Raw genomic sequence first — 24035 nt, forward strand, 5'->3', positions numbered from 1 at the left:
TTCCGTCGTCACGATGACGCGCTAGAAGAGGTCATGTCATGAGCACCCCGGATTTTTCCGCCGCCGCCGCCGACGCAGCGGCAGTCGCCGCGTCGTCGGAACTCGAGTTTCCGTTTTCCTCGCTGGAATACCGGCAGCATCAGATGTTCCCGCGCCTGTCGGCGGCGGAGATTCAGAGTCTGCGGCGCTTCGCCCGGCCGATGTCGTTCAAGGCGGGCGAGTTCATCTTCGAAACCGGACGCGTGGCGCTCGGCCTGTTCGTGCTGTTGCATGGGCGCGTGCGGATCGAGTCGCGCGACAGTTTCGGCCGCGCGACGCTCGTCACCGAACATGACGACGGCCATTTCATGGCGGAGATGGCGCAGTTGTCCGGCAAGCCGGCATTGATCGACGGCATTGCGTTGACGGAGGTCGAGACGCTCGTGATCGAGCCGGAGCGGCTGCGTGCGTTGATCGTCGCCGACGCGCAACTCGGCGAGCACATCATGCGTGCGCTGATCCTGCGGCGGCTCGGGTTGATCGAGCAGGGGCTCGGGCCGATTATCGTCGGCAATGGCGACGATGCGCGTCTCGTCAGACTGCAAGGCTTTCTGCGCCGCAATGCGTATCCGGCGATGGTGATCGACGCACGCAGCGATCCCGAAGCGATCACGCTGCTGGGCGGCATGACGACGGGCCCCGGCGATTTTCCGCTGGTGTTCTGCCCGAACGGTTCGGTGCTGCGCGCGCCGGACGAGGCGCAGCTCGCGTCATGTCTCGGGCTGGTGCCGACCTTCGAGCCTTCGCATGTGTACGACGTCGCGATTGTCGGCGCGGGACCAGCGGGACTCGCCGCGTCGGTCTATGCGGCGACCGAGGGTCTGTCGGTCGCGGTGTTTGATCAACGCGCGCCGGGCGGCCAGGCGGGCGCCAGTTCGCGGATCGAAAACTACCTGGGTTTTCCGACTGGCATCTCCGGTCAGGCGCTCGCCGCGCGCGCGTTCCAGCAGGCGCTGAAGTTCGGCGCGCATCTGGCGATTCCCGGCAAGGTCCTGTGCGTGGAGCGGCAGGACGGTTTGTTCGTGCTGTCGCTGTTCGACGGGCAGCGCATCAGCGCCCGCACGGTCGTGGTGGCGAGCGGCGCGGCGTACCGCAAGCCGTCGGTGCCGGGCTTCGAAAACTTCGAAGGACGCGGCACCTACTACTGGGCATCGACGATCGAAGCGAAGCTGGTGAAGGGGCAGGACATCGTGCTGATGGGCGGCGGCAATTCGGCCGGCCAGGCGGTGGTGTTTCTCGCCAACTTCGCGCGCAGCATTCGCGTGCTGATTCGCGGCGAGGACCTGTGCTCGAGCATGTCGCGATATCTGATCGACCGAATCGGCTCGCTGCCCAATGTGACGCTGTGCCCGCGTTGCGTGCTGCAAGGACTCGACGGCGATGAAGCCGGCCTGACGCATTTGCGGATTCGTCGCGAGGACGAGCAGAGCGACGCAACGATCGACGAGACCATCGAAACACGGCATCTGTTTCTGTTTATCGGCGCGGACCCGAAGACCGACTGGCTCGGCGCGAGCGGTGTCGAACTCGATAACCGCGGCTTCGTCGTCACCGGATTCGCTCGCAGCGAACAGCACGGACTCTCGCCGGAAGCGAACGCGCGCTATCCACTCGAAACCAGCGTGCCGGGCATGTTCGCGGTCGGCGACGTGCGCTCGGAATCGGCCAAACGCGTGGCCGCCGCCGTGGGCGACGGCGCGGCGGTGGTGAGTCAGATTCACGCGTATCTGAGCCGGACGGCTGCGGTCGCCGCATAGCGCCGCGGTTCGCGCGCAGGACCTGTTTGCTTGCCTTATTGCGGACTCCCGAAACAAGTCGTGCGCGAGCGCCGGCCCAGGCACTGACCTAAGCGCCGGCGCAACCGCGCGGACCGCTTTATCACATCACACGGAGCACGAATCATGTCTTACTTCACCACCACGGACGGCACGTCGATCTATTACAAGGATTGGGGCGCGGGCCAGCCGATCGTGTTTTCCCACGCCTGGCCGCTCAACGCGGACGCTTGGGACGCGCAGATGATGTTCTTCGCCGAGCGCGGCTACCGTGTGATTGCGCATGACCGGCGCGGTCACGGGCGTTCGTCGCAACCGTGGCAGGGCCACGACATGGACACTTACGCGGACGATCTCGCGGGGCTGCTCGACTCGCTCGATCTGAAGGACGCGATGCTGGTCGGCCATTCGGCCGGGGGCGGCGAGGTGGTGCGTTACATCGCGCGCCACGGCACGAAGCGGGTGGCGAAAGCGGTGTTGCTCGCGGCGGTGCCGCCGCTCATGTTGCAAACACCGGCGAATCCCGACGGTTTGCCGATGGCGGTATTCGACGGCATGCGCGCGGGCGTGCGCGCCGACCGTGCGCAATTTCTGAAGGACGTCGCGGCGCCGCTGTTCGGTGCGAACCGGCCGGACGCGAAGGTGTCGCAAGGCACGCTCGACGCCTTCTGGCGCGACGGCATGCAGACCTCGATCAAGGCGGTGTACGACTGCATCAAGGCATTCTCGGAAACCGATTTCACCGAAGACCTTCGGCGCGTCACCGTGCCGGCGCTGGTGCTGCAAGGCGACGATGATCAGATGGTGCCGCTCGGCATCTCCGGCCTGCCGACGGCGAAGCTCATGCCGCAGGCGCGGCTGAAGATTTACGAAGGCGCCTCGCACGGCTTGTGCGTGACGCACGCGGACCGCGTGAATGCGGACCTGCTGGAGTTCATTCAGTCGTAGCGGAGTAGGCCGGCGGGGTATTCTCCGCCGGTCGACGTCGCGAGGCGGCTTTTTCGCCGCTCTTGCCGGCGCCTTGGCGGACGGTTTTTACCGCGCCCTTCGAGGTGGCCTTCACGTCGTTCCTGGTCTTGGCGTCGCTCTTGCCGCTGCGTTTGTACAGCTTGCCGAGCAAGGCCTGCGCCGCCTTCGCATCGGACGTACCGGCGGCGCGTTGCAGCTCGGCCACGAGCGGCGCCAGCAAACCGATGGCTTCTTCCGTGCGGTCTTGTGCGTCGAGCAAACGCGCCATGGCCGTCGACGCCCGCAATTCCCACATCTTCGCGCCCTGCTCGCGGGCAAGCTGCCGCGCCTCCGAAAAGCACGCGGATGCGGACGCGATTTTCACTTCATAAGCCTCGCTCGCTTTCGCGTGCTGCGCCGCTTCGGCTTGAGCCGCCAGACCGAATGCCCGCCAGACTTCCGGCAGGAAAAACAGTTCGCCGTTGCTGCGGCAAAAGTCGCGCGCGTCGTTGAGCCGCGTGGTGGCTTCCGGTATGCGCCCCTGTTCGATCAGCGCCTCGGCGTACGCCACGATAAATGGCGTGATCAGGCGCCGGAAACCGCGCGACATCAACGCGTCGAGCCGCGTGTCGAGCACCGCTAGCGCCTGTCCGGCGCGTCCTTCGAGAATGTCGTGGCAGGCGGCCAGGCAGTCGCAATAGTCCAGCCAGTTCGTGAAGCCGTGCAGCGCCGCCTGCGATCGCATGATGTCGATATAGCGCGAGCCGCGAGCCAGATCGCCGGACATCAGTGCGAACGGAATGACCGTTGCGCCCAGCACGTGCGTGAGCGACGGTTCGAGCGTGTCCGGACGGATCGTGTCGACGACGGTATCGATCAGCGCCGTGGCCGCGTCGGGGTCGCCCTGCAGCCACGCGATCCGGCCGAGCGTGCCGTTGCAGTACACCGCGGGATCGACCGCGAAACAGCCGGCGCTCTGTGCGTCGCGCCGCATCTGCACGATGCGTTGAGCGACGTTCTCCAGTCCTGCCTTGGCCAGTGCATGCCGACCGTGACAGTGCTGCGAAATGGCGCCGATCTGGTCGGCGAGAATCTTCTGCCACGGCGTGCCGTGCTGGACAGCCAGTTGCTGGAACTGCTTCGCCACGTTGATCGATTCATTGATGTTGCCCAGCGACAGCATCGTGTTCCACAAGCCCCATAGCGCGTGCGCCTGGAACGCCTGGTCGCCGGTCGCGGCCGTGCGCGCGAGCACGTCGCGCCAGAGTTGCGCCGCTTTGGACACCGGTCCGCACACATACGGCAACGCCGAAGCCAGCGCCGCGCGCACGCGCATGTCGCTGGCGGTATCGACGGTGCCGGCGGGTAGCGCGTCGAGCGCGTCCACCGCCTGCGTGGCGCGGGTGCAGCATTCTTCGATCAGGCCCGCATCGAGCAACGCACCCACCAGGTTCGACGCCAGTTCGACGCCGACGCGCGCATCGCCGTTGGGCGAAAAGGCCCAGTCACAGGCAACGCGTGCGTCTTCGAGCGTCTGCTGGCGCTCTTGCGGATTGGTGGCGTGGTGGCGCTGGCTCTCGTCCGTTTGTGCCTGGAAGTAACTGGAGAGATAGCGGGCATTGCGCGACGTGATGATCTGCAACTCGCCTTCGGCGACCAGCTTCTCCAATGCATACGCGCGGGTCGATTCGGACAGGCGGTACTTCGCGACCGGTCCGTCGAATTCGACGTTCACGAGCGATTTCGCCACCAGCTCCGTGATCGCGCTGATCGCGTTCGCGACCGAATGCTCCGAGTCGCACGTGACCGCGCACATCGCTTCGAACGTGAAGCTGCCGCCGAAGATCGCCAGACGGCGGAACAGCGTCCGCGTGTCGGTATCGAGTATCGCGAAGCTCCAGTCGAACGTTGCGCGCAAGGTTTGATGACGCGGCAGCGCGGTGCGGTAGCCGCCCGCCAGAATCGCCATGCGATCGTCCAGCCGGCGGTACACGCCTTCCACGCCCAGCGCGACGACGCGCGCGGCGGCGAGTTCGATCGCGAGCGGAATGCCGTCCAGCCGCCGGCAGATCTCGCCGACCAGGCGCAATTCCTCCGGGTCCGCGCCAATGGCGCCTTGCAGCGAATTGGCGCGCTGCAGGAACAGCTTCACCGCCGAACAGCGCAGAATTTCGGCCGCGCCCGCCTGCGGTAACGGCACGTCGAGCGGATCGACCCGGAAGATCGCCTCGGGCAGAATGCGCAGCGGTTCGCGGCTCGTGACCAGCACCCGCAGCTGGTCGTTGCCGGCCACGATCGCATCGACGATCGTCGCGATGGCGCCGATCACATGCTCCGCGTTGTCGAGTACCAGCAGCCTGAGTTGCTGGCCGAACGCCGCGACCAACTGCGCCACGGTGGGCAGCTCGGGCAGGTCGAGCCCGCAGGTGTCGGCGATGGCGCGGAGCACGTCGGACTCGGTGCTCAACGTAGCCAGTTCGACGAAGCTCACCGGCTCTTTGAAGTCGTCCGCGGTGTGGCGAGCCGCTTCGATCGCGAGACTCGTCTTGCCAATGCCGCCCGCGCCGACGAGGGTCAACACAGGCGTTTGCGACAGCATCGCGCGAATCTGCCGGACGGCGTTGTCACGTCCCTGCAATCCGGCCTTGGACGGCGGCAGACTGCGAGCGTGGCTCACCGGCGCGGCGAACTGAGCGGCGCTCGCGTTCTTGCGTCGCTGCAGAAGCTGGTAGCCGCGGCCAGGCACCGTGAGAATCAGATCGCGGTCCGCGCCGAGGATTTTGCGCAGCGCCGACAGGTGGACCTGAACGTTGTTTTCTTCGACGACCGTGTTCGGCCAGACGGTGTCCATCAACTCGTCTTTCGTGACGAGGCGTCCGCCGGCGGAGGCGACGACCGCGAGAATGTCGAAAGCGCGCGACCCGACATGCACCACCTCGCCGTTCTTCCGCAAAGTGCGCATGCCCAGATCGATCTGGAAGCTGCCTATTTCGATCATGATGTTCTTCAGGTTCAGGAATAGGGGACGTGCATGGGAAACACGACGGTGTGCCGGCGGGACTGGACGGGCTGGGCGGCTGAGTTTGGCAGGCTCGAAGTTACCTGAGCCAAACCCTTGCGTCTTGCATGTAAGTACGATGCTTTGTAAGAAAGTCGTCGCCGCGATCGGGCGGGTTATCGTCTGATTAAAACGGGGCTGTTTGAAGCCGGTCGATCGAAGCGCGCCGAGGGCCGGCGCGCTTTACTTTACTTGCGGGTCTCGCGGCGCCAGGTGCCGGGCGGCGCGCCGACCAGTTGCGAGAAAGTGCGGGTGAAGTGGCTCTGATCGGCGAAGCCGCAAGCAATCGCGATCTCCGACAACGGTGCGTCGGAATGCTTCAGCAGATCGCGTGCGCGATCGATGCGCCGCTCCACCAGCCACTGGTGCGGCGTGCGGTCCGTGGTCTCGCGAAACGCGCGGATGAAGTAACTGCGCGACAGATTGCACGCGCTGGCGATTTCTTCGAGCGAGATACTGCCCTGCGTCCTCGCGAGCAGCATGTCTTTCGCGCGGGTTTCCTGCAGGCTCGAGAGGCGCCGGCTTTTCTTGTCCGACTCGCTTGCGACCTTGCCATAGCGGTCGATCAGATGCGTGCCGAGCGCGACACCCAGTTGCTCGACAAACAGCGGACTGGCCTCGCTACGGCTGTCCAGCGTCAGCGCGAGCACCTGCGCCAGGTGACCGAAGATCGGGTCCTTCTTGCCCAGCAGCGACGAGAAGCCGGTGATCGCCGAACCGCCGCGCTCATAGCAGGTGTTCGTGACGAATGCGTGCGATAGCTCGACGAGCACGAAGTCGAATGCGCCGTGCAGGTCGGCCCGGTAGTCGTCTTCGAAATTGCGAACGTAGACCGAGTCCTTCTCGAAGTCGTGCAGGGTCGAACGGTTGCCGGACATGATTCGTCGACGGTGACCGGCCGCCAGCGAAACGCCGATCAGGAAGCCGCGGTCCGACGGTGGCGTAGCGACTTCGCTGGTGTTCTGCTCGCGGCGGCATTTACGATAAAACGTGAACTCGCCGGTGTGCAGTTCGAGGTCTTTATGCAGTTGATTAGAAACACATCCGAGCGAGTCTTTTTGCCGGGATGCCGCGGTGGTAAAAATGTTTGCGTCGTTGAGCATGATCCGTCACCTCTGTTCGTCGCGCGGCAGGTTTTTGGCCCGCTGCGTCTGGCCAAAATCATGGAGGGTGAAAGTCGGCGTGGTGGCGCGATTATCTCGGAAAACGACAAATGTTAAATATTAATTTTTTTGTTGAGCTTCCTGTGTGCGATTCAATAAGTCTTTAATCGGCTTTCTAACAGCGCGCAATGGTCTGCGCAGTGCCGCTGGTGTTCGATTTAAAGCCACCGGCCTTCGCCATGAGCGGATATCCGCGCCGTTGCGTTTTGCCGCGTTATGACGGCGACCCAAGACCGAACGACTCAGCCAGCCGTGGTCCTTTGAGACGCAGCGGTTCGACCGCCGCGCGTCGCGCCGTGGCCCAGTCGGCGAGCGCTCGGACCACGTCCGGTGTCGCCGTGGAGGTGTCCAGTGCTTGCGCGAGGCTGACGGCGTCGTCGGCGGCTTTCGAGGTGCCCGAACCCGTATGCGGCCGCAGCGTGCAGGCGGCGTCGCCGACCAGCGCGACACGCCCTTGAGCGAACGACGGACTCAGTACATCGGCGATGGCTTGCAGGAACGGCGCACCGGTGGCAGCCACCAGTTGCGACAGCGCAGGCGGCAGATGCGCGGCGGCCGCGTGTTGCAGGTGCGCGAGCGAGTGCGCCGACAGTTCGCCGGGCGCGATCGACGCATGGTGATGCCGGCCTTCGCGGTCCGTCAGAAACGAGGCGAGCGTGGCCGCGTCGGTTTCGTTCCGGTACCAGAGCCAGTTGAAGCGGCGCTTGCCCGTTTCGAGCGAGCCGTCGAGCGCGGGAATCAGAAACGTCATGAACAGCGCGCCGTCCGCGCGTAACAGCGTCATGTTCTCGATCAGCTCCGCGATATCGGCGCGTTCGAACGCACTTTCCTCCACCACGCCGCGCCACGCGATATAACCCGCATAAGACGACGCGCTAGCGGGAAACAGCATGGCGCGAAGCCGCGAGCCGGTGCCGTCGGCGGCGATCAGGAGGTCCACGCGAAGTGGCTCGGCGTGCTCGTCGAAGTGGATCGTCACGCCCTCCGCGTCTTGCGCGAGGCTGGCGACCGTGTGCCCGTAATGCATCGCGCCGGACGGCAGCATGCTGCACAACGACCGGTAAACAGCGTCCCACGACGAGAACGGCAGCAACTCGGGTTCGTCGCGAATCACGCTGCCCTCGGCATCGAGCCAGCGGCGCCGGTGCGCGGGCACCGACAGCATGCCGCGCACCGGATAGCCGTGCTGTTCGAGAAAGTGGAACATCTGCCGCAACACCACGACGCCGCCGCCGCGACCGCGCAGCGGCGCCGCTGAACGTTCATAGACGTGGACGTCGTGACCCTTGCAGGTCAGCGTCAACGCGCAGGCGAGGCCCGCGATCGAACCACCGGCAATAGCAATTTTCATAGGGGTTGCGCTACGGATCGAAGTGATGCTTCAGCCGAAGCAGAAAGGGTTTTCATCGGCCTTGCGCTAATGCGGACTTTAGCGCGTAGGACAGGGTTTAATTTTGGCATTAACAGGCTGAAAACCCCGCTGGCTCAGGACAATTAATAAAAATTAGCAACGGTTACGGACGCGTCGTCGTATGCTTTTTTCACCGTTGAGACAACCCACAGGAACGTAATGAAGAAGCAGATCCGGCACGCGTGGTCCACGCAGGCAACAGCCTGGTGCCTCGTGATATTGAGCATGATCGTGAGCGCGTGGCCGCTTGCCGCGTCGGCCGCCGCGCCGCAGGTCCGAACCCAGGGCCCGGGCTTTTACCGGATCATGGTCGGGCAATTCGAAGTGACCGCGTTGCTCGACGGCACGCATCCGTTTCCGATCGACACGGTCGTCGAAGGTGTACCGAAAGCTGAAATTGCCCGCGATCTCGAACGCGATTTTCTGCATGCGCCGGTGCAAGGTTCGATCAACGCGTTTCTGATCAACACCGGCTCGAAGCTGATACTGATCGATACCGGCGCGGGCGTGCTGTACGGCGATTGCTGCGGACATATGCTGGCCAATCTGCGCGCCGCGGGCTATCAACCCGCGCAGGTCGACGAAGTGCTGCTGACGCATCTGCATAAGGACCACGTGGGCGGCATCATCGCCAACGGCGCGATGGTGTTTCCGAATGCGGTGGTGCGGGTCAGCCAGGCCGAAGCGGACTATTGGCTGAATCCGGCTAACAAACTGACCGCGCCGAGCTTCCTCAGTACCTTCTTCGATGCGGCGGTCGCGTCCGTCGCGCCTTATGTCGCGTCCGGGCGTTTCAAAACCTTCAGCGGCAATACGGATCTCGAACCGGGTATTCACACTATCGCGCTGCCGGGTCATACACCGGGTCACACGGCGTATCTCGTCGACAGCGATGCGAAGGATCTGCTGGTCTGGGGCGATGTGATTCATGTGGCATCGATCCAGTTGCAGAACCCCGCAGCCACCGTCGAGTACGACACCGACGCGGCTTCGGCACAGCGCTCGCGCCGCTACGCGCTCAACCTCGCGGCCGACCGGCACTACCTGGTGGGCGCCGCGCACATCGCCTTTCCGGGCTTGGGGCATATCAGAAGGAACGGCATGACGTATGACTGGGTACCAGTCAACTACGAAGCCGCACCTGCGCCATGATCGCGGCGTCGGGTTCGTCTTTCACCACTTCGAGAGAACGGCAAATGAAAACGGAAACGGTTTCGGGCTCGCTCAGGCAGCACACGCTGCAAGCGAACGGTGCCCGTCAGGCAGCGTGCCAGGCTTCGTACGAGCAGAGCGGCGCGGCCTTCGATGACGCCGGTGTGTCGGTATGGAATCACGTGATCCACGCATTGCGCCGCGTCGACCGGAGCGATGGCGAGGGCGAGGGCGAAGGCGCGGGTGAGGCCTTCCTGCTGCGGCCTGCTTCGCGGCGCGCGGCTTATGCGCTGACGCCGCACGTTCAGGTGGAAGTGGTGGAGCGCTTGTCCGAGTCGTCGATCGCGGTGCTGTGGCAGGACGCCACGCGCTGCCGCTACGCCGATCAGGTGTGGATCAGTTGCCGCGCCCGACTCAAGGGACGCTGCGCGTTGAGCGGCGCGGTGATCCGTCGCGACGACATGATCTACAAGCCGAGAGTGCGCGCGTCGATTCCTGCCAATGCGGCGGCGATGATTCTCGCCTCGGTGGTCGAGCAACTGCCCGCCATGAAGGTGGCGATGACGGGCAGCGCGCGCTAGATAGCGCGTAAGCGGCGCGTCACGCAGTGCGCGCTTAGTACAAATTTTTTGAATCATACGTTCAGTTTTTTTCGCGCATCCATGGCCAGCGATGTTCTAGACTTCGGGGACGCAACGCTGAGCGGGCATTCCTCAGTTTTTCCTCCATTCGTTGCGCCAGGGAACTCAGGTAATGATTCGCATAGGTTCGCTTCTGGTCGATCTCGAGCGCCGCGAAGTGCTGGCCGACGGTAAGCCCGTCCGGCTGGGCAGCCGCGCGTTCGATATGCTGGCCGTGCTGATCGCCGCGAACGGTGAACTGGTGTCGAAGAACGACATGCTGAAGGCCGTCTGGCCGAATGCAATCGTCGAAGAAAACAATCTGCAAGTGCATATGTCGGCGCTGCGCAAGATGCTCGGCGAAAGTCGCGGACTGATTCGCACGGTGTCCGGCCGAGGCTACCGCTTGCTGCAGAGCCGTGCGCCGCAGACGCCCGACGACACAGACCACGAAGAGCAAGTGGCCGAGCGTGCCACCTCCGGCCTCGCCGCGCCGCATAACCTGCCGGTCAGTTACTCGCCGTTGATCGGCCGCGGCAAAGCGCTCGAAGACATCGCGCTGGCCTTGTCGTCGGCCCGCCATGTGACGCTGGTCGGATCGGGCGGCATCGGCAAGACCCGCCTTGCGGTCGAGATCGCGCGCGGCCTGCTGACGCGGTTTCCCGATGGCGTCTATCTGGTCTCGCTGGCTTCCGCCACCGACGCGAGCGGCGTGCTGGCCGCGTTCGCGGCGAGCGTCGGCGTCGCGCCGTCGATGGGTCCGCTGACGCTCGCCACCCTCACCAGGGAGCTCGGCGAGCGGCGCATGCTGTTCGTGCTCGACAACTGCGAGCACGTGCTCGGGCCCGCCGCGGAACTGGCCGAGACGCTCCTGAATGTGAGTCCCTCCTTGCGTGTGCTGGCAACGAGCCGGGAGCCGCTGCGCGTCGCCGACGAGCATCTGTACTGGGTCGCTTCGCTCGACGTGCCGGCGCGGGACGATCCCAGCCAGGAGGTGCTGCAATGCAGTGCGGTCGAACTGTTCGTGTCGCGTGCCCGCGCGATCGACACGCGCTTTTCCTCCGATGAGAGAAGCATTCATCTGACCGGCGAGGTCTGCCGCCGTCTCGACGGCATTCCGCTCGCGATCGAACTGGCGGCGGCACGCGCGGCGATACTCGGCATCGAGACGCTCGCGGAGCATCTCGACGATCGCTTCAATATGCTGACCGGCGGCAATCGCACGGCGTTGCCGCGCCATCAGACCTTGAAAGCCACGCTCGACTGGAGCCACGCGCTGCTCGACGACGCCGAGCGCGCGACGCTGCGGCGGCTCGGCATCTTCGTCAACAGCTTCACGATGGAAGCGGCGATCGCGGTAGCCGGTGACGACACGTTGCGCGAGCTCGACGTGATCGCCGCCGTCTCGGGGCTGGTCGAAAAATCGCTGGTGGTCACGCGTATGGAAGGCGGCCGCGCCAGCTACCGGCTGCTGGAGACCATGCGCGCCTACGCGATCCAGAAGCTCGAAGACAACGGCGAGCGGCGCACTGTCACGCTGCAGCACGCGCGTTACTTCCAGAGTCTGCTGGAGCGCGAGGCGCAGGGTCGCGCGGACCCGGCGAATGCGTTCTCCGACGCCTGGTATCAGCGCATGCGCGCGCTGCTGGACGACGTGCGCGCGGCGCTCGGTTGGGCGCTGTCGCCCAAGGGCGATGAAGCGCTCGGCGAGACACTGGCCGTGAAGACGGTCTTTCTGCTTTACGAGCTCTCGCTGGTCGACGAATGCTGCAGGTGGGCGCGGCGCGCGCTCGACGCCGTCGCGGCAACGCACTACGGCTCGCGCTCGACCCACCATCTGCGGGTTCGGATGGAACTGCAGGCGGCGCTCGGCGCGGCGCTGGTCTACGTCAATGGACCGGATCGCGAAACGCGTGGCCTGTGGTCCGAGATTCTGGCGTCGGCGATCGCGCTCGGCGACGCGGCGTTCGAAGCGCGGGCCTTGTGGGGCATGTGGAATGGGAGCCAGTCGTCCGGCGCGGCGCGCAATGCGCTGGCGTTCGCGAGGCGCTTCGCGTCGCGCGCGGCCGAGACCGGCGACGCGAGCAACGCGGTGCTCGCGTACCGGCTGCTGGGCATCGCGTCGCACTATGCGGGCGATCAGCAGCAGGCGCGCACGTCGATCGAACAGATGCTGCTGCGCTGCGACAGCTTGCGCTATGGTCTGCCGCTCGGACGCTCCGTCGATCAAGGCATTGTCGGCCGCGCGACGCTGGCGCGCGTGCTGTGGTTGCAGGGGTGGCGCGATCAGGCGCTTCGGCATGCCGAGGCGTGCGTCGTCGACGCGTGCAATCAGCAACAGGCGATCGTCAAATGCTATGTGCTGATCGAGGCGCTGGTGCCGCTCGCGCTGTTATCGGGCAAGCGCGAGCGGGCGGCTCAGGCGCTCGCGCTGCTGCACGAAGTCGCGACGCATGCGGGGTTGAGCGTGGCCCAAGCCTGTTGCCGTTGTTTCGGCGAATACCTGCGCTCGCTGGACGATGTTAGCCCTGAGCGTCTGCATGCGTTCCGTGTCGCGCTGGAGCATCTCGAGTCGCTCGAATTCGGCGCGCCGCGCGCGATGCTGATCGGTCAGTACAGTCTCGCGCTTGGCCGCGCGGGTCAACGGGACGACGGCGTTGCCACGGTGACGCGCGCGCTGATGCGCTGCGACGAAACCGGCGACCACTGGTATGCCGGCGAACTCAGGCGCATTCATGGCGAATTGCTGCTGATGGCGCCGGCGGGTGCGCCGCCGTCGGAGATCGTCGCGCGCGATGCGGAAGACTGTTTGATCGCGGCGCTGGAAGATTCGCTCGCGCAAGGCTGCCGTTCGTTGCAACTGCGCGCCGCGACCAGCCTGGGCGCGCTATGGCACACGCAAGGCCGCAGCGTCGAGGCGGCGCAGTTGCTGAGTTCCGCGTGCGCGAAGCTGACCGAAGGGCTCGACTGGGACGACTTCAAGGCCGCGACCAACGTGCTGCTGATCGCGTCGGCGGCGGCCGGCGAGCAGGGCGCCGCTTCAGCCGCTACCGCCTCACAAGCCTCAAGATCCGCTGCCGCCAGGATTCCCCGCACCCGCGTGGATTCATTCGACGAAGACGCTCGAAGCAACGTGGTAGAGCGCGACTAGGCCGCCTCTTCAGCCGTGCATCATTCTTTGTTGCGCGACGTCGTCGATCAGGGTCGGCCGGTCCAGTTGCTCGACCCACCAACGCAGCGCCTTACCCGTTTCGTCGCCGCGCCACGCGAGATAGAAATGCGTGGTGTGCCGCATGCCGATCACTTCCTTCTGCACCAGTTCACCCCGGCTCAGCGGCTCGGCGGCGAGGCATTCCGGAATCGTGCCGGCCGCGAGACCGCGGATCTGCGCGGCGAGTTTCGCTTCGAGCGTGGGGACCGTCATGACCTCCTGGTTGTCGGCAATCGCGATGGTGCGCGGCGCCAGTTTGCGCGACGTGTCGCCGATCGCCACCACGCGATATTTCGCCACGATGTCTTGCGTCAGCGGGCCGGGCACCGACGCGAGCGGATGATCCGGTGCGACCACGAAGACATGCTTTAACGAGCCGATCGGCTTCGCCATCAGATTGGGAATCGGCGGCGGGTCGCCCGCCGCACCGACCACCAGGTCCGCGCGACGCGTGAGCAGCGCGTCCCACGAGCCGCCCAGCACTTCTTTCGACAGATGCAGGCGGGTATCGAGCTTCAGCTTGTAGAAATCGCTGACGTGATCCCACAGCAGATCGAACGGAATGATTTCGTCGATCGCGACATGCAGTTCGGTTTCCCAGCCGTGCTGGATGCGCTTGGCCTTGCATTCGAGGTCTTCCGCCGCCTGCAGAAGACGGCGCCCTTCCTCGACCACCACGCGCCCCGCGTGCGTGAGCATGGCGCGCCTGCCGCTGCGGTCGAACAGCTTGACGCCGAGATCGAGCTCCAGCTTCTGGACCAGATACGTCAACGACGACGGCACCTTGTGCAACGTTTCGGCCGCACTGGCGAAGGTGCCGGTTCGGTCGATGGCGTCGAGCACCTGCAGCACTTCGAAAGAGAGATTCATGGCGAACGGCGGGAAGGCTTGAAGACCGCCAGCATACTGGATTCCGGTCGTTTCGCTAATGCCTTCGCACGACCGGCACGGCTTTTTTCTTCGCGCGCTACGGCCCGATTCATTAAGGTGTTTTTACTCCGGTTCAGGACATTTTTGATGGGATAGCCTAGCCTTGGCAGATTGCGGCCGCCGAACGGCGCCGGGCTATCTCGCGGACACCTGGCCACTCACCCATGCTCACCCAGCGCTTGACGACTGCCCTATGACCCCGCCCGCGGATGCCGAAGGCGCGGCCTCGCCGCGTCTGCGTGACGAGTGGAAAGCGTACTGGAGCGACGACGCGCCGCGCCTGCTCCACATCGTCAAGGTCGCCATGGCGGCGACGCTGGCGATGGGTTTGTGCATGCGCCTGGAACTGCGCACGCCGGGCACGGCGATGGTGTCGTGCGTGATCGTGATGATGCATCAGCAAAGCGGCATGGTCATCGCGCGCGGTTTTTATCGCGGACTGGGCATGGTATGCGGCAGTCTGGCGGGCCTCGTGCTGATCGCGTTGTTCCCGCAGCAGCCGCTGCTGTTCTTTCTCGCGTTGGCGGCGTGGATCGGCGCGTGCGTGTTCGGCGCGTCGTACTACCGCAATTTTCAGTCGTATGGTTTCGTGCTGGCCGGCTACGGTACGGCGATCACCGCGATGCCGGCGTGGTCGAATCCGTATGGCGTGTTCGACAACGTCGTGTTCACCGTGAGCGAAGTGGTGATCGGCGTGGTCTGCGCGAGCGTGATCAGCGCCGCGGTGTTTCCGCAGCGCGTCACGCCGGCGCTCTACGCATCGAGCCAGCGCAACTTCACGCATCTGTTGAATGCGTTGCATGCGGTGCTTGAACGCACGGCCGCCGTCGCCGGGTTCGACCTGTTTCTCGATCTGATCCGCGAGCGGGCCGGCGTGGAAACGCTGCGCAGCGGCGCGGTGTTCGAAGATCCGTCGATCCGTTTGCATAACCACCTGTTTCTCGATCTCGACCGGAGCTTTCTCGACACCGTGGCGTGGATTCATGCGCTGCATCAGTTGAAGACCCGAGTCGCCGCCGAAGCCGGTCCGCGCGTGCTGGCGGTCGTCGACGAATTGCTCGGCGGCCTGCTCGCCATCGTGCCGGATCTGCGCCAGACGGAACCGGTCGCGCTCGACCAGGTGCAGACCATGCTGGCCCATCTCGACGCGTTCGAACAGGCGCTGCCCGCGCAACTGGAGCGTCTGCTTCGATCGCTCGACGGCCAGGCGCCGCAGCAGCGCCAGTTCGCGGCGACCACCGGCGCGGCGCTGTTCTTTTCGATCGCCGATCTGCGCCTGCTGTGCCGCGCTTATGTCGACGCGCGGGTCGAGGACCGGCAGCCGTGGAGCCTGTCGGTGTTTCAGGCGCTCAGCCGGATCGGCCGGACGCGCGCGACAGCCAACCGCACGGCGGCGCTGGTGGCCGGCGCGCGCGCGGCGATCGCGGTGCTGGCGGTCGGGGCGGCGTGGCTCGCGTCGGGCTGGGTGAACGGCGCCAGCGCGATCGTCGCGGTGGCGATCACCAGTGCGCTGTTTGCGCTCGTGCCGAACCCGGCCGTGGTGAGCTGGCAGATTTTCGGCGGGTGCCTGTCCGGCTGGCTGGCGGGCTTCGGATTCAACTTTTTTCTGTTGCCGCGCTTCGATAACTTTCCGTTGCTCGCGGCGTCGATAGCGATCTTCGTGATGGTGGGCAGCTACGTGAATTCGTTCGCGAAGACGGCGGTGCTCGGCCTCGGCTTCAGTATCTATTTCTGCTTTATCGTCAGCATTTCGAATCCGACTGTTTATAACCCGAGCGCTTACCTCGATACCGGCTTTGCGCTGCTGGTCGGTATCGCCGCCGCGGCGGTCGCGTTCTCGATCATCGTGCCGCGCGCGGGTGACTGGATTTCCGCGCAGTACCTGAAGCAGATTCGCGCGCTGGTGGCGGAGAGCGCGCGTAACGACGAACTCGACGATCTGCTTTACAGCTTCGAATTGAGCCTGCGCGATTTCATCATCCAGATCGCGGCGGCGCCGGTCGATCCGCGCGTGGATCGCAATCGTCTGATCGGCTGGGCGTTCGCCGCGCTGGAGATTGGCCGCGCGATGATCCAGATGCGGCTCGATACCGAGCGGCTCGGCGACGCGCTGCCGTCCGGCTGGCCCGCCGCGCAGGACGCCTGGCTGGCGGCGCTCGCCGACCTCTTCTGCAATGCCGCGCCGCAGGCCGCTCAAGCCGCCTTGGCCGCGACGCGGCGCGCGCTGGACGTGTTGCCGATCACGCACAGCAACACGGTGGATGCCGCGATGCTCACGCATTGCCGGATGCGCGCGTTGCTGCACTTCACCGAACTGACCTTGCAGGACGATACTGTGTGGCTGTGGCAACCCCCGGGAGCGCCAGTATGAGCGCGCGTTGTCTGTTCACCTTGACGAGGTCGCGAGCAATAGCGGTGGCGCTCGCGTGTACGTCGTTGCTCGGCGCATGCATCGACAGCGGGGGCATCCATACGCGCGAGTCGATGATCGACCCGGCATCGCTCGATGCGGGGGCCGCGTTGCGCGCGACCCAGCAGGACGCGAAGTGGCCCACCGACCGCTGGTGGCAACCATGGGGCGACCCGCAACTCGACACGCTGGTACAGGACGCCACGGCTGGCAACCCCGGCTTGCGCGCGGTCGAGGCGCGGATCGACGCGGCGCGCTTCCAGCTGCAGATTGCCGGTGCGGCCGAGTTGCCGCAACTCGATGCCGGCGGCAGTTTCGAACGCCGCCGCTATGCGCGCTACAACACGCCGGCGCCGCCGGGCGGCACGACGGTGTGGAGCAACAGCATCCAGGCGGATCTCTCTTACGATCTCGATTTGTGGGGCAAAACGCGGGCGCTTCGCGAAGGCGCGCTCGACAACCTGCACGCGACCGCCGCCGACGCGCGCTTCGCCGAAATCGAATTGCAGACCGCCGTGGTGCGCAGCTACGTGCAGTTGTCGTTGCAGTACGCGCTGCTGGACGTCTACCGTGCAGTGCAGGACGAGCAGCAGCACACGCTCGACATCGCAACGCGCCGCTGGCACGCGGGCGTGGGCAGTCAGCTCGAAGTCAGCCAGGCCGCCACGCAGTTCGCGACGAGCACGACACGCGTGCAGCAAGCGCAGCAGCAGCTTGCATTGACCCGCATCGGTCTCGCCGGGCTGGCCGGCAAAGGCCCGGGCTACGGCGATACGCTGCGCCGTCCGGGCCTCGCCTTGAGCGTGCCGGTCGCGTTGCCGGCGTCGCTGCCGGTGGACCTGCTCGGCCATCGGCCGGACGTGGTGGCGGGGCGCTGGCGCGTGCTCGAAGCGGACAAGGGCATCGACGCCGCGCATGCTAACTTTTATCCGGACATCGATCTGCTGGCTACGGCGTCGCTCGGCTCGGCGGCGACCTTCGGCGGCTTCTTCAACTTTGTGAATAGCGACGGCATGGGCCACGGCGTAGGCGCGGCGATCTCGCTGCCCATCTTCGACGGCGGACGCCGCCGTGGCCAATACGGCGTGGCGGTCGCCTCGCGCGATGCCGCGGTCGACGCCTACAACCAGAGCGTGGTGAACGCGATGCAGGGCGTGGCGATTCAGGTCGTGTCGCTGCGTTCACTCGACCAGCAGCAGGCGTCGGTGGAAAGCACGCTGGCGTCGGCGCGTCGCTCGTTCCGGCTGGCCGACACCGGCTATCGCAGCGGCATCACCGAATTTCTGAACGTGCTGGCCGCGCAGAACGAACAGTTGCAGCAGGAGGAAAGCCTCGCGCAGATTCAGGCGAAACGCCTCGACGCGTGGGCGCTTTTGATGAAAGAGCTGGGCGGCGGTTTCCCGTCCGCACCGACCGACGACGTGTCGCAAGGAGCCAGCGATGCCGGGCGAAATTGATCTGTTCTCGCTACTGGTGCCTGGCCTGCTGCCGATTCTCGTCGGCTGCGCGCTGCTGTTTTTCGTGCTCGATCTGGTGCTGGCGAGGCTCGGCTTCTATCGCTATGCGTGGCACCCTGGGCTATTCCGTATCGCGTTGTTCGCCGCGCTGTTCAGCGGCATCGCGCTGTTGCTGCGGCAATAAGCTCGTCACTGAAACGCTTCCATGAATTCACCGACCGCTAACGTCCGGCCAAGAAGATGAAAACGCAATCCCTGCTGCGCGGAGCCTTCACGCTTACCCTTCTCGTCGTGGCGATTCTGCTGGTGCGCCTGCTGTGGCTCGACTACATGTTCTCGCCGTGGACGCGCGACGGCCGGGTTCGCGCCCAGGTCGTGCAGGTCGCCACCGACGTCTCCGGCCTCGTCAGCGAAGTGCGGGTGAAGGACAACCAGTTCGTGCATCGAGGCGACATTCTGTTCGTGCTCGATCCGGCGCGTTTCCACTACGCGGTGGCGCAAGCCGATGCCGATCTGCTGCGCGCTCAGGCGCAGGTGGAGCAGGCCAAGGCACAGATGGCGGGCAGCGAATCCGGCTTCGCGATGAAGCGCGCGCAGGCGGCGCGCCGCGCCAATCTGGCGGGCGATGTGATTTCCGACGAAAGCCGCGTCGACGCGGCGTCGCTCGCGAAGCAGTCGGCCGCCGCGTATGCCGCCGACGTCGCCGCCTACAGCGCGGCCCAGGCGCAGGTCAAGGCCGCCCAGGTCGCGCAGCAGACGGCGGTGCTCAATCTCGCGCGCAGCGAAGTGCACGCGCCGTCGGACGGGTACATCACCAATCTGAATCTTTATCCGGGCGATTTCGCCACGGCCGGCAGCGCGCGGATGGCGCTGATCGACTCGCATTCGTTCTGGGTGTACGGCTACTTCGAGGAAACCAAGCTGCCGCACGTGCATGTGGGCGATCAGGCGGTGGTGCGGCTAATGTCGGGTGGCGAGGAAATTCTTGGCCACGTCGATAGCCTTGCAAGCGGGATCGCCGATCGCGACAATCCGACCAGCAACGGCGATCTGCTCGCGGACGTCAATCCGATCTTCACGTGGGTGCGCCTCGCGCAACGCGTGCCGGTGCGGGTGCATCTCGACCACATTCCCGCCGGGATGAAGCTCGCGATGGGCATGACCTGCACGGTCACGCTGCGGCCGAAAGACGGTCACTCGTCGTGAACGCTTGAACGGTTTGAACGCCATGGCGCTCGATGGATCACGACCGTAGAAGCGATTCAGCACCGCCGGCTGTCGTGCAGCCGGGCGGTGCTGAATGATGGGTTCGCTTCGGGGGCTGTCCGGCTGATCGAGCCGTCGACCCCCGAGACCCAACCTTAGCCTTGCTGCAGGAACGCCAGCAGATCGGCGTTGACCTTGTCGGCCTCCGTCGTGCACATGCCGTGCGGCGCGCCCGGATAGACCTTCAGCGTGGCGTTCTTGACGATCTTCGCCGACATGCGGCCGGCCTGGTCGATCGGCACGATCTGGTCGTCGTCGCCATGCAGCACCAGCGTCGGCACGTCGATCTTCTTCAGATCGGCCGTGTAGTCGACTTCCGAGAACTCCTTGATACAGTCGTACTGGCCTTTGATCGAACCGAGCATGCCTTCGCGCCAGAACTCGTCGATCGTGCCTTGTTCGATCTTGGCATTCGGACGGTTGAAGCCGAAGAACGGCACCGCGAGGTCTTTATAGAACTGCGAGCGGTTGCTGGCGACGCTCGCACGAATGCCGTCGAATACCGACATCGGCAGGCCATTTGGGTTGCTTTCGGTCTTGACCATGATCGGCGGCACCGCGCCGATCAGCACCATCTTCGCGACGCGCGAGGTGCCGTGACGGCCGACGTAGTGAGCGATTTCGCCGCCGCCCGTCGAGTGGCCCACCAGCATCGCGCCCTTCAGGTCGAGTGCGTTGATCACCGCGGCCAGATCGTCCGCGTACGTGTCCATGTCGTTACCGTGCGACGGCTGGTCCGAGCGGCCATGGCCGCGGCGGTCGTGTGCAATGACCCGATAGCCCTTGTTGACCAGGAACAGCATCTGCGGGTCCCATGCATCGGCGTCGAGCGGCCAGCCATGCGAGAACACCACCGGCGTGCCGGTGCCCCAGTCCTTGTAAAAGATTCGCGTGCCGTCTTTAGTCGTAACGTAGTTCATGGTGTGACGCTCTCCTTGATGTGAATGGGACGAGTTGCCCGTGTGCGTGCTGCTGCTGGCGGATGCCGCTGCCATGGCGGCGCCCGGTGCTGCCATGGCGGCGACGGCGGCACCCGCTGCGCCAGCGCCTGCCATGAGTAGTTGACGGCGCTGCGCCGACGGCGTTTCGGATGAGTGGGCCAAAGTGATTCTCCAGTCTTGTGTTGTTTCTTGTGTTGTTGATGGATGTGCCGTTCTGACGGGTGCGTCATGGGACATCACAGGTTGAATCCTACGGCGCGACCGGCTGTGTTGAACTTCAGAATGCTTAATTCTTCTTAACGGAATTCGAGGCCGAATCGCGGGGGGAATTGAAGGTGAACGAGGCCGGCGACGGCGCTTTTTTTACACCAGGTACAATCCACGCCAACTATCGTGTTGAGTTGCATCGGGTCGTTCGCGTGTGAGGCATGTATTGCTCGCACCGGTCCATACGGTCACCATCGCAACGATGCATTCATTTCTCAGGGTCACAATGAGTCGATTTTTTGCCGTGGCAGCGGCCGTGTGGGGCATCGGGGGATGCGTCGCGCTGCTCGTCGGTCTGCTGTTTCTAGGCGCGGCCAATTCCTTTGGCGCGGCGCTGACGCCTTACGTCGGCGGTGGGTTGATGGCGCTCGTCGGGGTGCTCGGACTGATCGCCGGGTTGATCGCGGCCGTGTGGCCTTCGTCGAAAAAGAAGGCGGCGCGTGGCGAGGACAGACCGTGGCTGCGCGGAGATCGCTGAGGCGGCGCTAAAGTTTGCGCCGCGCGCTGCCGTTATTCATTGAGGAGCAGTCCGTCGGGGCTTGCTCATTCCCGATGAATTGACCTGTTTAAAGGAGGTGTGCTGATGCAGATCACCAGCGCGACCAGCCCCAACGCGTGGCAAACCAACGGCGGCGCAACGGCCGCGACGACAACGGCCACTACGGCGAATTCAGCGGCTTCGGGTTCTGCCGCGGCGGGTTCCGCCTCTACTTCCGCTACTTCATCGGGCTCATCCGGCTCGCAGTCCGGTAGCGCCACGTCGACCTCGGCGGCTTCGGGTTCGTCGAGTAGCAGTAGTTCGACCACTCACGCCAAAGGCAAGGGCGGCAAGGGTGGTGGCGGAGGTGGTGGCGGCGGTGCGTCCAGCAGCTCGAGCGCCACTGAATTCGAAATGCAGGAACTCACGCAACTGATCCAGCGGCTGCAGGCGCAACTCGCGGCGGTGGAGTCGCAAATGTCGCAAGCGCAGGGATCGCAAACACGGGTATCGCACGGCTCGCAATCGCAAGGCAGCCAGTCGATCGGTGCGATTCAGTCAAGCGGTAACGCTTCAGCCGACGCATCCGCGCAAACCACACAGGCCAAACATTCGCGTCAATCCAGCTCGACGCAATCGACTGACGACGACGTTCAGGTCAGCGCTCAGGAAGTTCGTGTGAGCAGTTTGTCGAGTCAGGTGTCGACGATCAATTCTGCCATTGAAATGGCCACCTCCGAGCTTGCCCAACTGATGCTCGCCTCCGGCAAGACAACCGGCATGGTCGACACGGAAGCCTGAGCCGTTCGCTCACGACGCACGCCGTCACTGTCCACTGTCTTATTGACTCAAACAGTCGGCACGGGACGGCGCCCGTGCTGTGCCGTCAGATATTGATCTGACCGCCCATTTCCACCACGCGATTCGCGGGCAGGCTGTAGTACTCGGCCGCCTGCGCCGCGTTCCTCGCGAGGAACGCGAACAGCTTCTCGCGCCACAACGACATCGCCTTGCTTTCGCCGGTCGCCAGCACCGTATCGCGTGCGAGGAAGAACGACGTGTCGGAGGGCTCGTAGTGCCATTCCGGAATCTGTTTCTGCACGAACTCCAGAACACGCGGCACGTTGGGAATCTCGGTGAAGCCATGACGCACGACCACCGAGTAGCAGCCATGTCCCAGATCTTCGACCACGGCTTTCTGTTCGTCCGGCACGTGAGGCACGTTGTCGGTCGTACCGGCCATGAAGATGTTGAACTGATGCATGACGCCGTTATGTTTCAGGTTGTGCAGAAACGCGCTGGGCGCCATGCCGGCCACGCCGCCGGGAAACACCGCGGTGCCGTTGGTGCGCGGCGGCGAATGAGCGCCGTCGCATAGCGAATGAATCAGGGTCGCCAGCGGAAGGTTGTCGCTTCTCATCCGCTCCATCAGGGTTTCGCGCCCTTTGTGCCACGTGGTCATCACGGTGAACAGCACGCCGCCCGCCAGTAACGGGAACCAGCCGCCTTCCATGACCTTGCTGACGTTGCTCGACACGAACACGGCGTCGACCAGCGCGAGCGGCACGATGACCACGGCTGTTTTCAGCGGGCTCCATTTCCACAGGTCGTGGGTGATGAAATACATCAGCAGGGTCGTCAACAGCATGGTCGACGCCACCGCGATCCCGTACGCCGCCGCGAGGTTATCCGACGATTTGAAGAACACGACGAGGAACACCACCGCCGCGTAAAGCGAAATGTTGATGAACGGCACGTACACCTGGCCCATCTCGTGCGACGACGTATGGACCACCGGAATGCGCGGCAGGAAGCCGAGTTGCACGGCCTGCTTGGTCATCGAGAACGCGCCGGAAATCACCGCTTGAGACGCGATGATGGTGGCCGCCGTGGCCAGCACCACCAGCGGAACCAGCGCCCAGCTCGGTGCCGACTGAAAGAACGGTTGGGCGATGGTCGACGGTTTATCGAGCACCAGCGCGGCCTGGCCGAAGTAATTCAGCACCAGGCTCGGCAACACGAGAAACAGCCACGCGAGGTTGATCGGCCGCTTGCCGAAGTGCCCCATGTCCGCGTAAAGCGCTTCGCCGCCGGTCAACGCGAGAAACACGGAACCCAGCACGATGAACGCAGTGCCGGGCGCATGCGTCACGAACACGAACGCATAGGTCGGCGACACGGCCCGCAGAATGTCGACGTGCGGGATGATATGCGACAAGCCGAGCGCCGCCAGCGTGACGAACCAGACGATCATGATCGGGCCGAACACTTTGCCGACCGTGCCGGTGCCGCGCTTCTGAATCTTGAAGAGGCCGGTGAGAATGACGAGCGAGATCGGCACGATCCACTCGGCGAGGTGCGGGTCGACCAGCGTCACGCCTTCCACCGCGGAGATCACGGAGATGGCCGGCGTGATCATCGAATCGCCATAGAACATCGCCGCGCCGAACACGCCGAGCGTCAATAGCACTTGCCGCAGCCGCTCGGGCGCGACGCGTGACGCGAGCGCGGTGAGCGCGAGGATGCCGCCTTCGCCGTCGTTATCGGCGCGCATCACGAAAGTGACATATTTAAATGTCACCACGATGATGATCGCCCAGAGGATCAGCGACACGATGCCGAACACGTTCGTTTGCGTGATGCCGCCGGCCGCCTTCAGACATTCACGAAGCGTGTAGAGCGGGCTGGTGCCGATGTCGCCGAACACAACGCCGATGGCGCCCAGTACGAGGCTTGGCGCGGCCGCCTTGGCGGGAGCGTTGGGTGAGGAAGTCGCGGAGGAGGACATAGGTCTGTCGTAAGCGGAGTAAAGGCGGCGGAAACGTTAGCCTGGCGGGACGGGCGGCGATGAGTGCCGGTCGATGCGACTCGCGAGCTGATGCAAAGGATAGGCCGGGTCGGGCGTGGTC

General features: G+C 64.7%; 17 protein-coding genes. 11 read left to right on the forward strand and 6 right to left on the reverse strand.

Features of this window, described 5'->3' with window-relative positions:
* The first annotated feature begins 38 nt into the window (after positions 1–38).
* Both GGD40_RS30875 and GGD40_RS30880 read left to right on the forward strand, forming a co-directional pair.
* The gene (locus GGD40_RS30875) at positions 39–1796 is read left to right on the forward strand and encodes an FAD-dependent oxidoreductase (protein ID WP_179746188.1); all 1758 of its coding nucleotides are present in this window, start codon (positions 39–41) and stop codon (positions 1794–1796) included.
* A 144-nt stretch (positions 1797–1940) separates the two neighbouring features.
* Positions 1941–2762 (forward strand): alpha/beta fold hydrolase, encoded by an 822-nt coding sequence (locus GGD40_RS30880; RefSeq protein ID WP_179746189.1) that lies wholly within the window; start codon positions 1941–1943, stop codon positions 2760–2762.
* Here GGD40_RS30880 and GGD40_RS30885 read toward each other — a convergent pair.
* The 3 genes from GGD40_RS30885 to GGD40_RS30895 all read right to left on the reverse strand — a co-directional run bounded on the left by GGD40_RS30885 (position 2749) and on the right by GGD40_RS30895 (position 8334).
* Positions 2749–5760: an ATP-binding protein gene (locus tag GGD40_RS30885; protein WP_179746190.1), complete on the reverse strand. Its 3012-nt coding sequence runs from the start codon at positions 5758–5760 to the stop codon at positions 2749–2751. The genes GGD40_RS30880 and GGD40_RS30885 overlap by 14 nt on opposite strands.
* A gap of 248 nt (positions 5761–6008) precedes the next feature.
* The gene (locus GGD40_RS30890) at positions 6009–6923 is read right to left on the reverse strand and encodes a helix-turn-helix domain-containing protein (protein WP_179746191.1); all 915 of its coding nucleotides are present in this window, start codon (positions 6921–6923) and stop codon (positions 6009–6011) included.
* A 274-nt stretch (positions 6924–7197) separates the two neighbouring features.
* Positions 7198–8334, reverse strand: coding sequence for an FAD binding domain-containing protein (locus tag GGD40_RS30895; protein WP_179746192.1), 1137 nt, complete (start codon positions 8332–8334; stop codon positions 7198–7200).
* 219 nt (positions 8335–8553) lie between these two features.
* Here GGD40_RS30895 and GGD40_RS30900 point away from each other — a divergent pair, with 219 nt between their 5' ends.
* From GGD40_RS30900 to GGD40_RS30910, 3 genes are all read left to right on the forward strand, one after another.
* Positions 8554–9546, forward strand: coding sequence for an MBL fold metallo-hydrolase (locus tag GGD40_RS30900; RefSeq protein ID WP_179746193.1), 993 nt, complete (start codon positions 8554–8556; stop codon positions 9544–9546).
* Positions 9547–9590: 44 nt separating this feature from the next.
* On the forward strand, positions 9591–10127 hold the full coding sequence (locus GGD40_RS30905; RefSeq protein ID WP_179746194.1) for a DUF3331 domain-containing protein: 537 nt from the start codon (positions 9591–9593) through the stop codon (positions 10125–10127).
* Between the two features lie 172 nt (positions 10128–10299).
* Complete coding sequence (locus tag GGD40_RS30910; protein ID WP_179746195.1) at positions 10300–13317, forward strand: ATP-binding protein; 3018 nt, start codon at positions 10300–10302, stop codon at positions 13315–13317.
* Between the two features lie 9 nt (positions 13318–13326).
* On the opposite strand, the gene GGD40_RS30915 is transcribed toward GGD40_RS30910, so the two are convergent.
* A complete protein-coding gene (locus tag GGD40_RS30915; protein WP_179746196.1) occupies positions 13327–14247 on the reverse strand; it encodes a LysR family transcriptional regulator in 921 nt (306 codons plus the stop codon).
* A gap of 253 nt (positions 14248–14500) precedes the next feature.
* On the opposite strand from GGD40_RS30915, the gene GGD40_RS30920 reads away from it, so the two are divergent.
* The 4 genes from GGD40_RS30920 to GGD40_RS30935 are packed head-to-tail and all read left to right on the forward strand — an operon-like array spanning position 14501 to position 19380.
* On the forward strand, positions 14501–16678 hold the full coding sequence (locus GGD40_RS30920) for an FUSC family protein (protein ID WP_179746197.1): 2178 nt from the start codon (positions 14501–14503) through the stop codon (positions 16676–16678).
* Positions 16675–18174, forward strand: a complete 1500-nt coding sequence (locus tag GGD40_RS30925) for an efflux transporter outer membrane subunit (RefSeq protein ID WP_179746198.1) — start codon at positions 16675–16677, stop codon at positions 18172–18174. Before GGD40_RS30920 ends, GGD40_RS30925 begins: the two co-directional genes overlap by 4 nt.
* A complete protein-coding gene (locus GGD40_RS30930; protein ID WP_179710466.1) occupies positions 18158–18358 on the forward strand; it encodes a DUF1656 domain-containing protein in 201 nt (66 codons plus the stop codon). Before GGD40_RS30925 ends, GGD40_RS30930 begins: the two co-directional genes overlap by 17 nt.
* 56 nt (positions 18359–18414) lie before the next feature.
* Entirely contained in the window at positions 18415–19380 is a 966-nt protein-coding gene (locus GGD40_RS30935) for an efflux RND transporter periplasmic adaptor subunit (RefSeq protein ID WP_179746199.1), read from the forward strand.
* Positions 19381–19535: 155 nt separating this feature from the next.
* Here the strand turns inward: GGD40_RS30935 and GGD40_RS30940 are convergent, their stop codons facing one another.
* The gene (locus tag GGD40_RS30940) at positions 19536–20360 is read right to left on the reverse strand and encodes an alpha/beta fold hydrolase (protein WP_257030631.1); all 825 of its coding nucleotides are present in this window, start codon (positions 20358–20360) and stop codon (positions 19536–19538) included.
* A gap of 514 nt (positions 20361–20874) precedes the next feature.
* Here GGD40_RS30940 and GGD40_RS30945 point away from each other — a divergent pair.
* Together GGD40_RS30945 and GGD40_RS30950 are read left to right on the forward strand one after the other, a co-directional pair.
* Positions 20875–21126 carry a hypothetical protein gene (locus GGD40_RS30945; protein ID WP_179746200.1) on the forward strand — a complete coding sequence of 84 codons (252 nt, stop codon included), beginning with the start codon at positions 20875–20877 and terminating at the stop codon, positions 21124–21126.
* A 105-nt stretch (positions 21127–21231) separates the two neighbouring features.
* Positions 21232–21927, forward strand: a complete 696-nt coding sequence (locus GGD40_RS30950) for a hypothetical protein (RefSeq protein WP_179746201.1) — start codon at positions 21232–21234, stop codon at positions 21925–21927.
* Positions 21928–22012: 85 nt separating this feature from the next.
* On the opposite strand, the gene GGD40_RS30955 is transcribed toward GGD40_RS30950, so the two are convergent.
* Positions 22013–23914, reverse strand: a complete 1902-nt coding sequence (locus tag GGD40_RS30955) for a potassium transporter Kup (RefSeq protein ID WP_179746202.1) — start codon at positions 23912–23914, stop codon at positions 22013–22015.
* Positions 23915–24035 lie beyond the last annotated feature (121 nt).

Origin of the sequence: Paraburkholderia bryophila (assembly GCF_013409255.1) — a bacterium.
Taxonomy (GTDB): Bacteria; Pseudomonadota; Gammaproteobacteria; order Burkholderiales; family Burkholderiaceae; genus Paraburkholderia.

Bases quoted from the DNA above. Each gene is read 5' to 3' on its own strand.
- GGD40_RS30875 (WP_179746188.1), top strand. From the start codon at position 39: ATGAGCACCCCGGATTTTTCCGCCGCCGCCGCCGACGCAGCGGCAGTC.
- GGD40_RS30880 (WP_179746189.1), top strand. From the start codon at position 1,941: ATGTCTTACTTCACCACCACGGACGGCACGTCGATCTATTACAAGGAT.
- GGD40_RS30885 (WP_179746190.1), bottom strand. From the start codon at position 5,760: ATGATCGAAATAGGCAGCTTCCAGATCGATCTGGGCATGCGCACTTTG.
- GGD40_RS30890 (WP_179746191.1), bottom strand. From the start codon at position 6,923: ATGCTCAACGACGCAAACATTTTTACCACCGCGGCATCCCGGCAAAAA.
- GGD40_RS30895 (WP_179746192.1), bottom strand. From the start codon at position 8,334: ATGAAAATTGCTATTGCCGGTGGTTCGATCGCGGGCCTCGCCTGCGCG.
- GGD40_RS30900 (WP_179746193.1), top strand. From the start codon at position 8,554: ATGAAGAAGCAGATCCGGCACGCGTGGTCCACGCAGGCAACAGCCTGG.
- GGD40_RS30905 (WP_179746194.1), top strand. From the start codon at position 9,591: ATGAAAACGGAAACGGTTTCGGGCTCGCTCAGGCAGCACACGCTGCAA.
- GGD40_RS30910 (WP_179746195.1), top strand. From the start codon at position 10,300: ATGATTCGCATAGGTTCGCTTCTGGTCGATCTCGAGCGCCGCGAAGTG.
- GGD40_RS30915 (WP_179746196.1), bottom strand. From the start codon at position 14,247: ATGAATCTCTCTTTCGAAGTGCTGCAGGTGCTCGACGCCATCGACCGA.
- GGD40_RS30920 (WP_179746197.1), top strand. From the start codon at position 14,501: ATGACCCCGCCCGCGGATGCCGAAGGCGCGGCCTCGCCGCGTCTGCGT.
- GGD40_RS30925 (WP_179746198.1), top strand. From the start codon at position 16,675: ATGAGCGCGCGTTGTCTGTTCACCTTGACGAGGTCGCGAGCAATAGCG.
- GGD40_RS30930 (WP_179710466.1), top strand. From the start codon at position 18,158: ATGCCGGGCGAAATTGATCTGTTCTCGCTACTGGTGCCTGGCCTGCTG.
- GGD40_RS30935 (WP_179746199.1), top strand. From the start codon at position 18,415: ATGAAAACGCAATCCCTGCTGCGCGGAGCCTTCACGCTTACCCTTCTC.
- GGD40_RS30940 (WP_257030631.1), bottom strand. From the start codon at position 20,360: ATGAACTACGTTACGACTAAAGACGGCACGCGAATCTTTTACAAGGAC.
- GGD40_RS30945 (WP_179746200.1), top strand. From the start codon at position 20,875: ATGAGTCGATTTTTTGCCGTGGCAGCGGCCGTGTGGGGCATCGGGGGA.
- GGD40_RS30950 (WP_179746201.1), top strand. From the start codon at position 21,232: ATGCAGATCACCAGCGCGACCAGCCCCAACGCGTGGCAAACCAACGGC.
- GGD40_RS30955 (WP_179746202.1), bottom strand. From the start codon at position 23,914: ATGTCCTCCTCCGCGACTTCCTCACCCAACGCTCCCGCCAAGGCGGCC.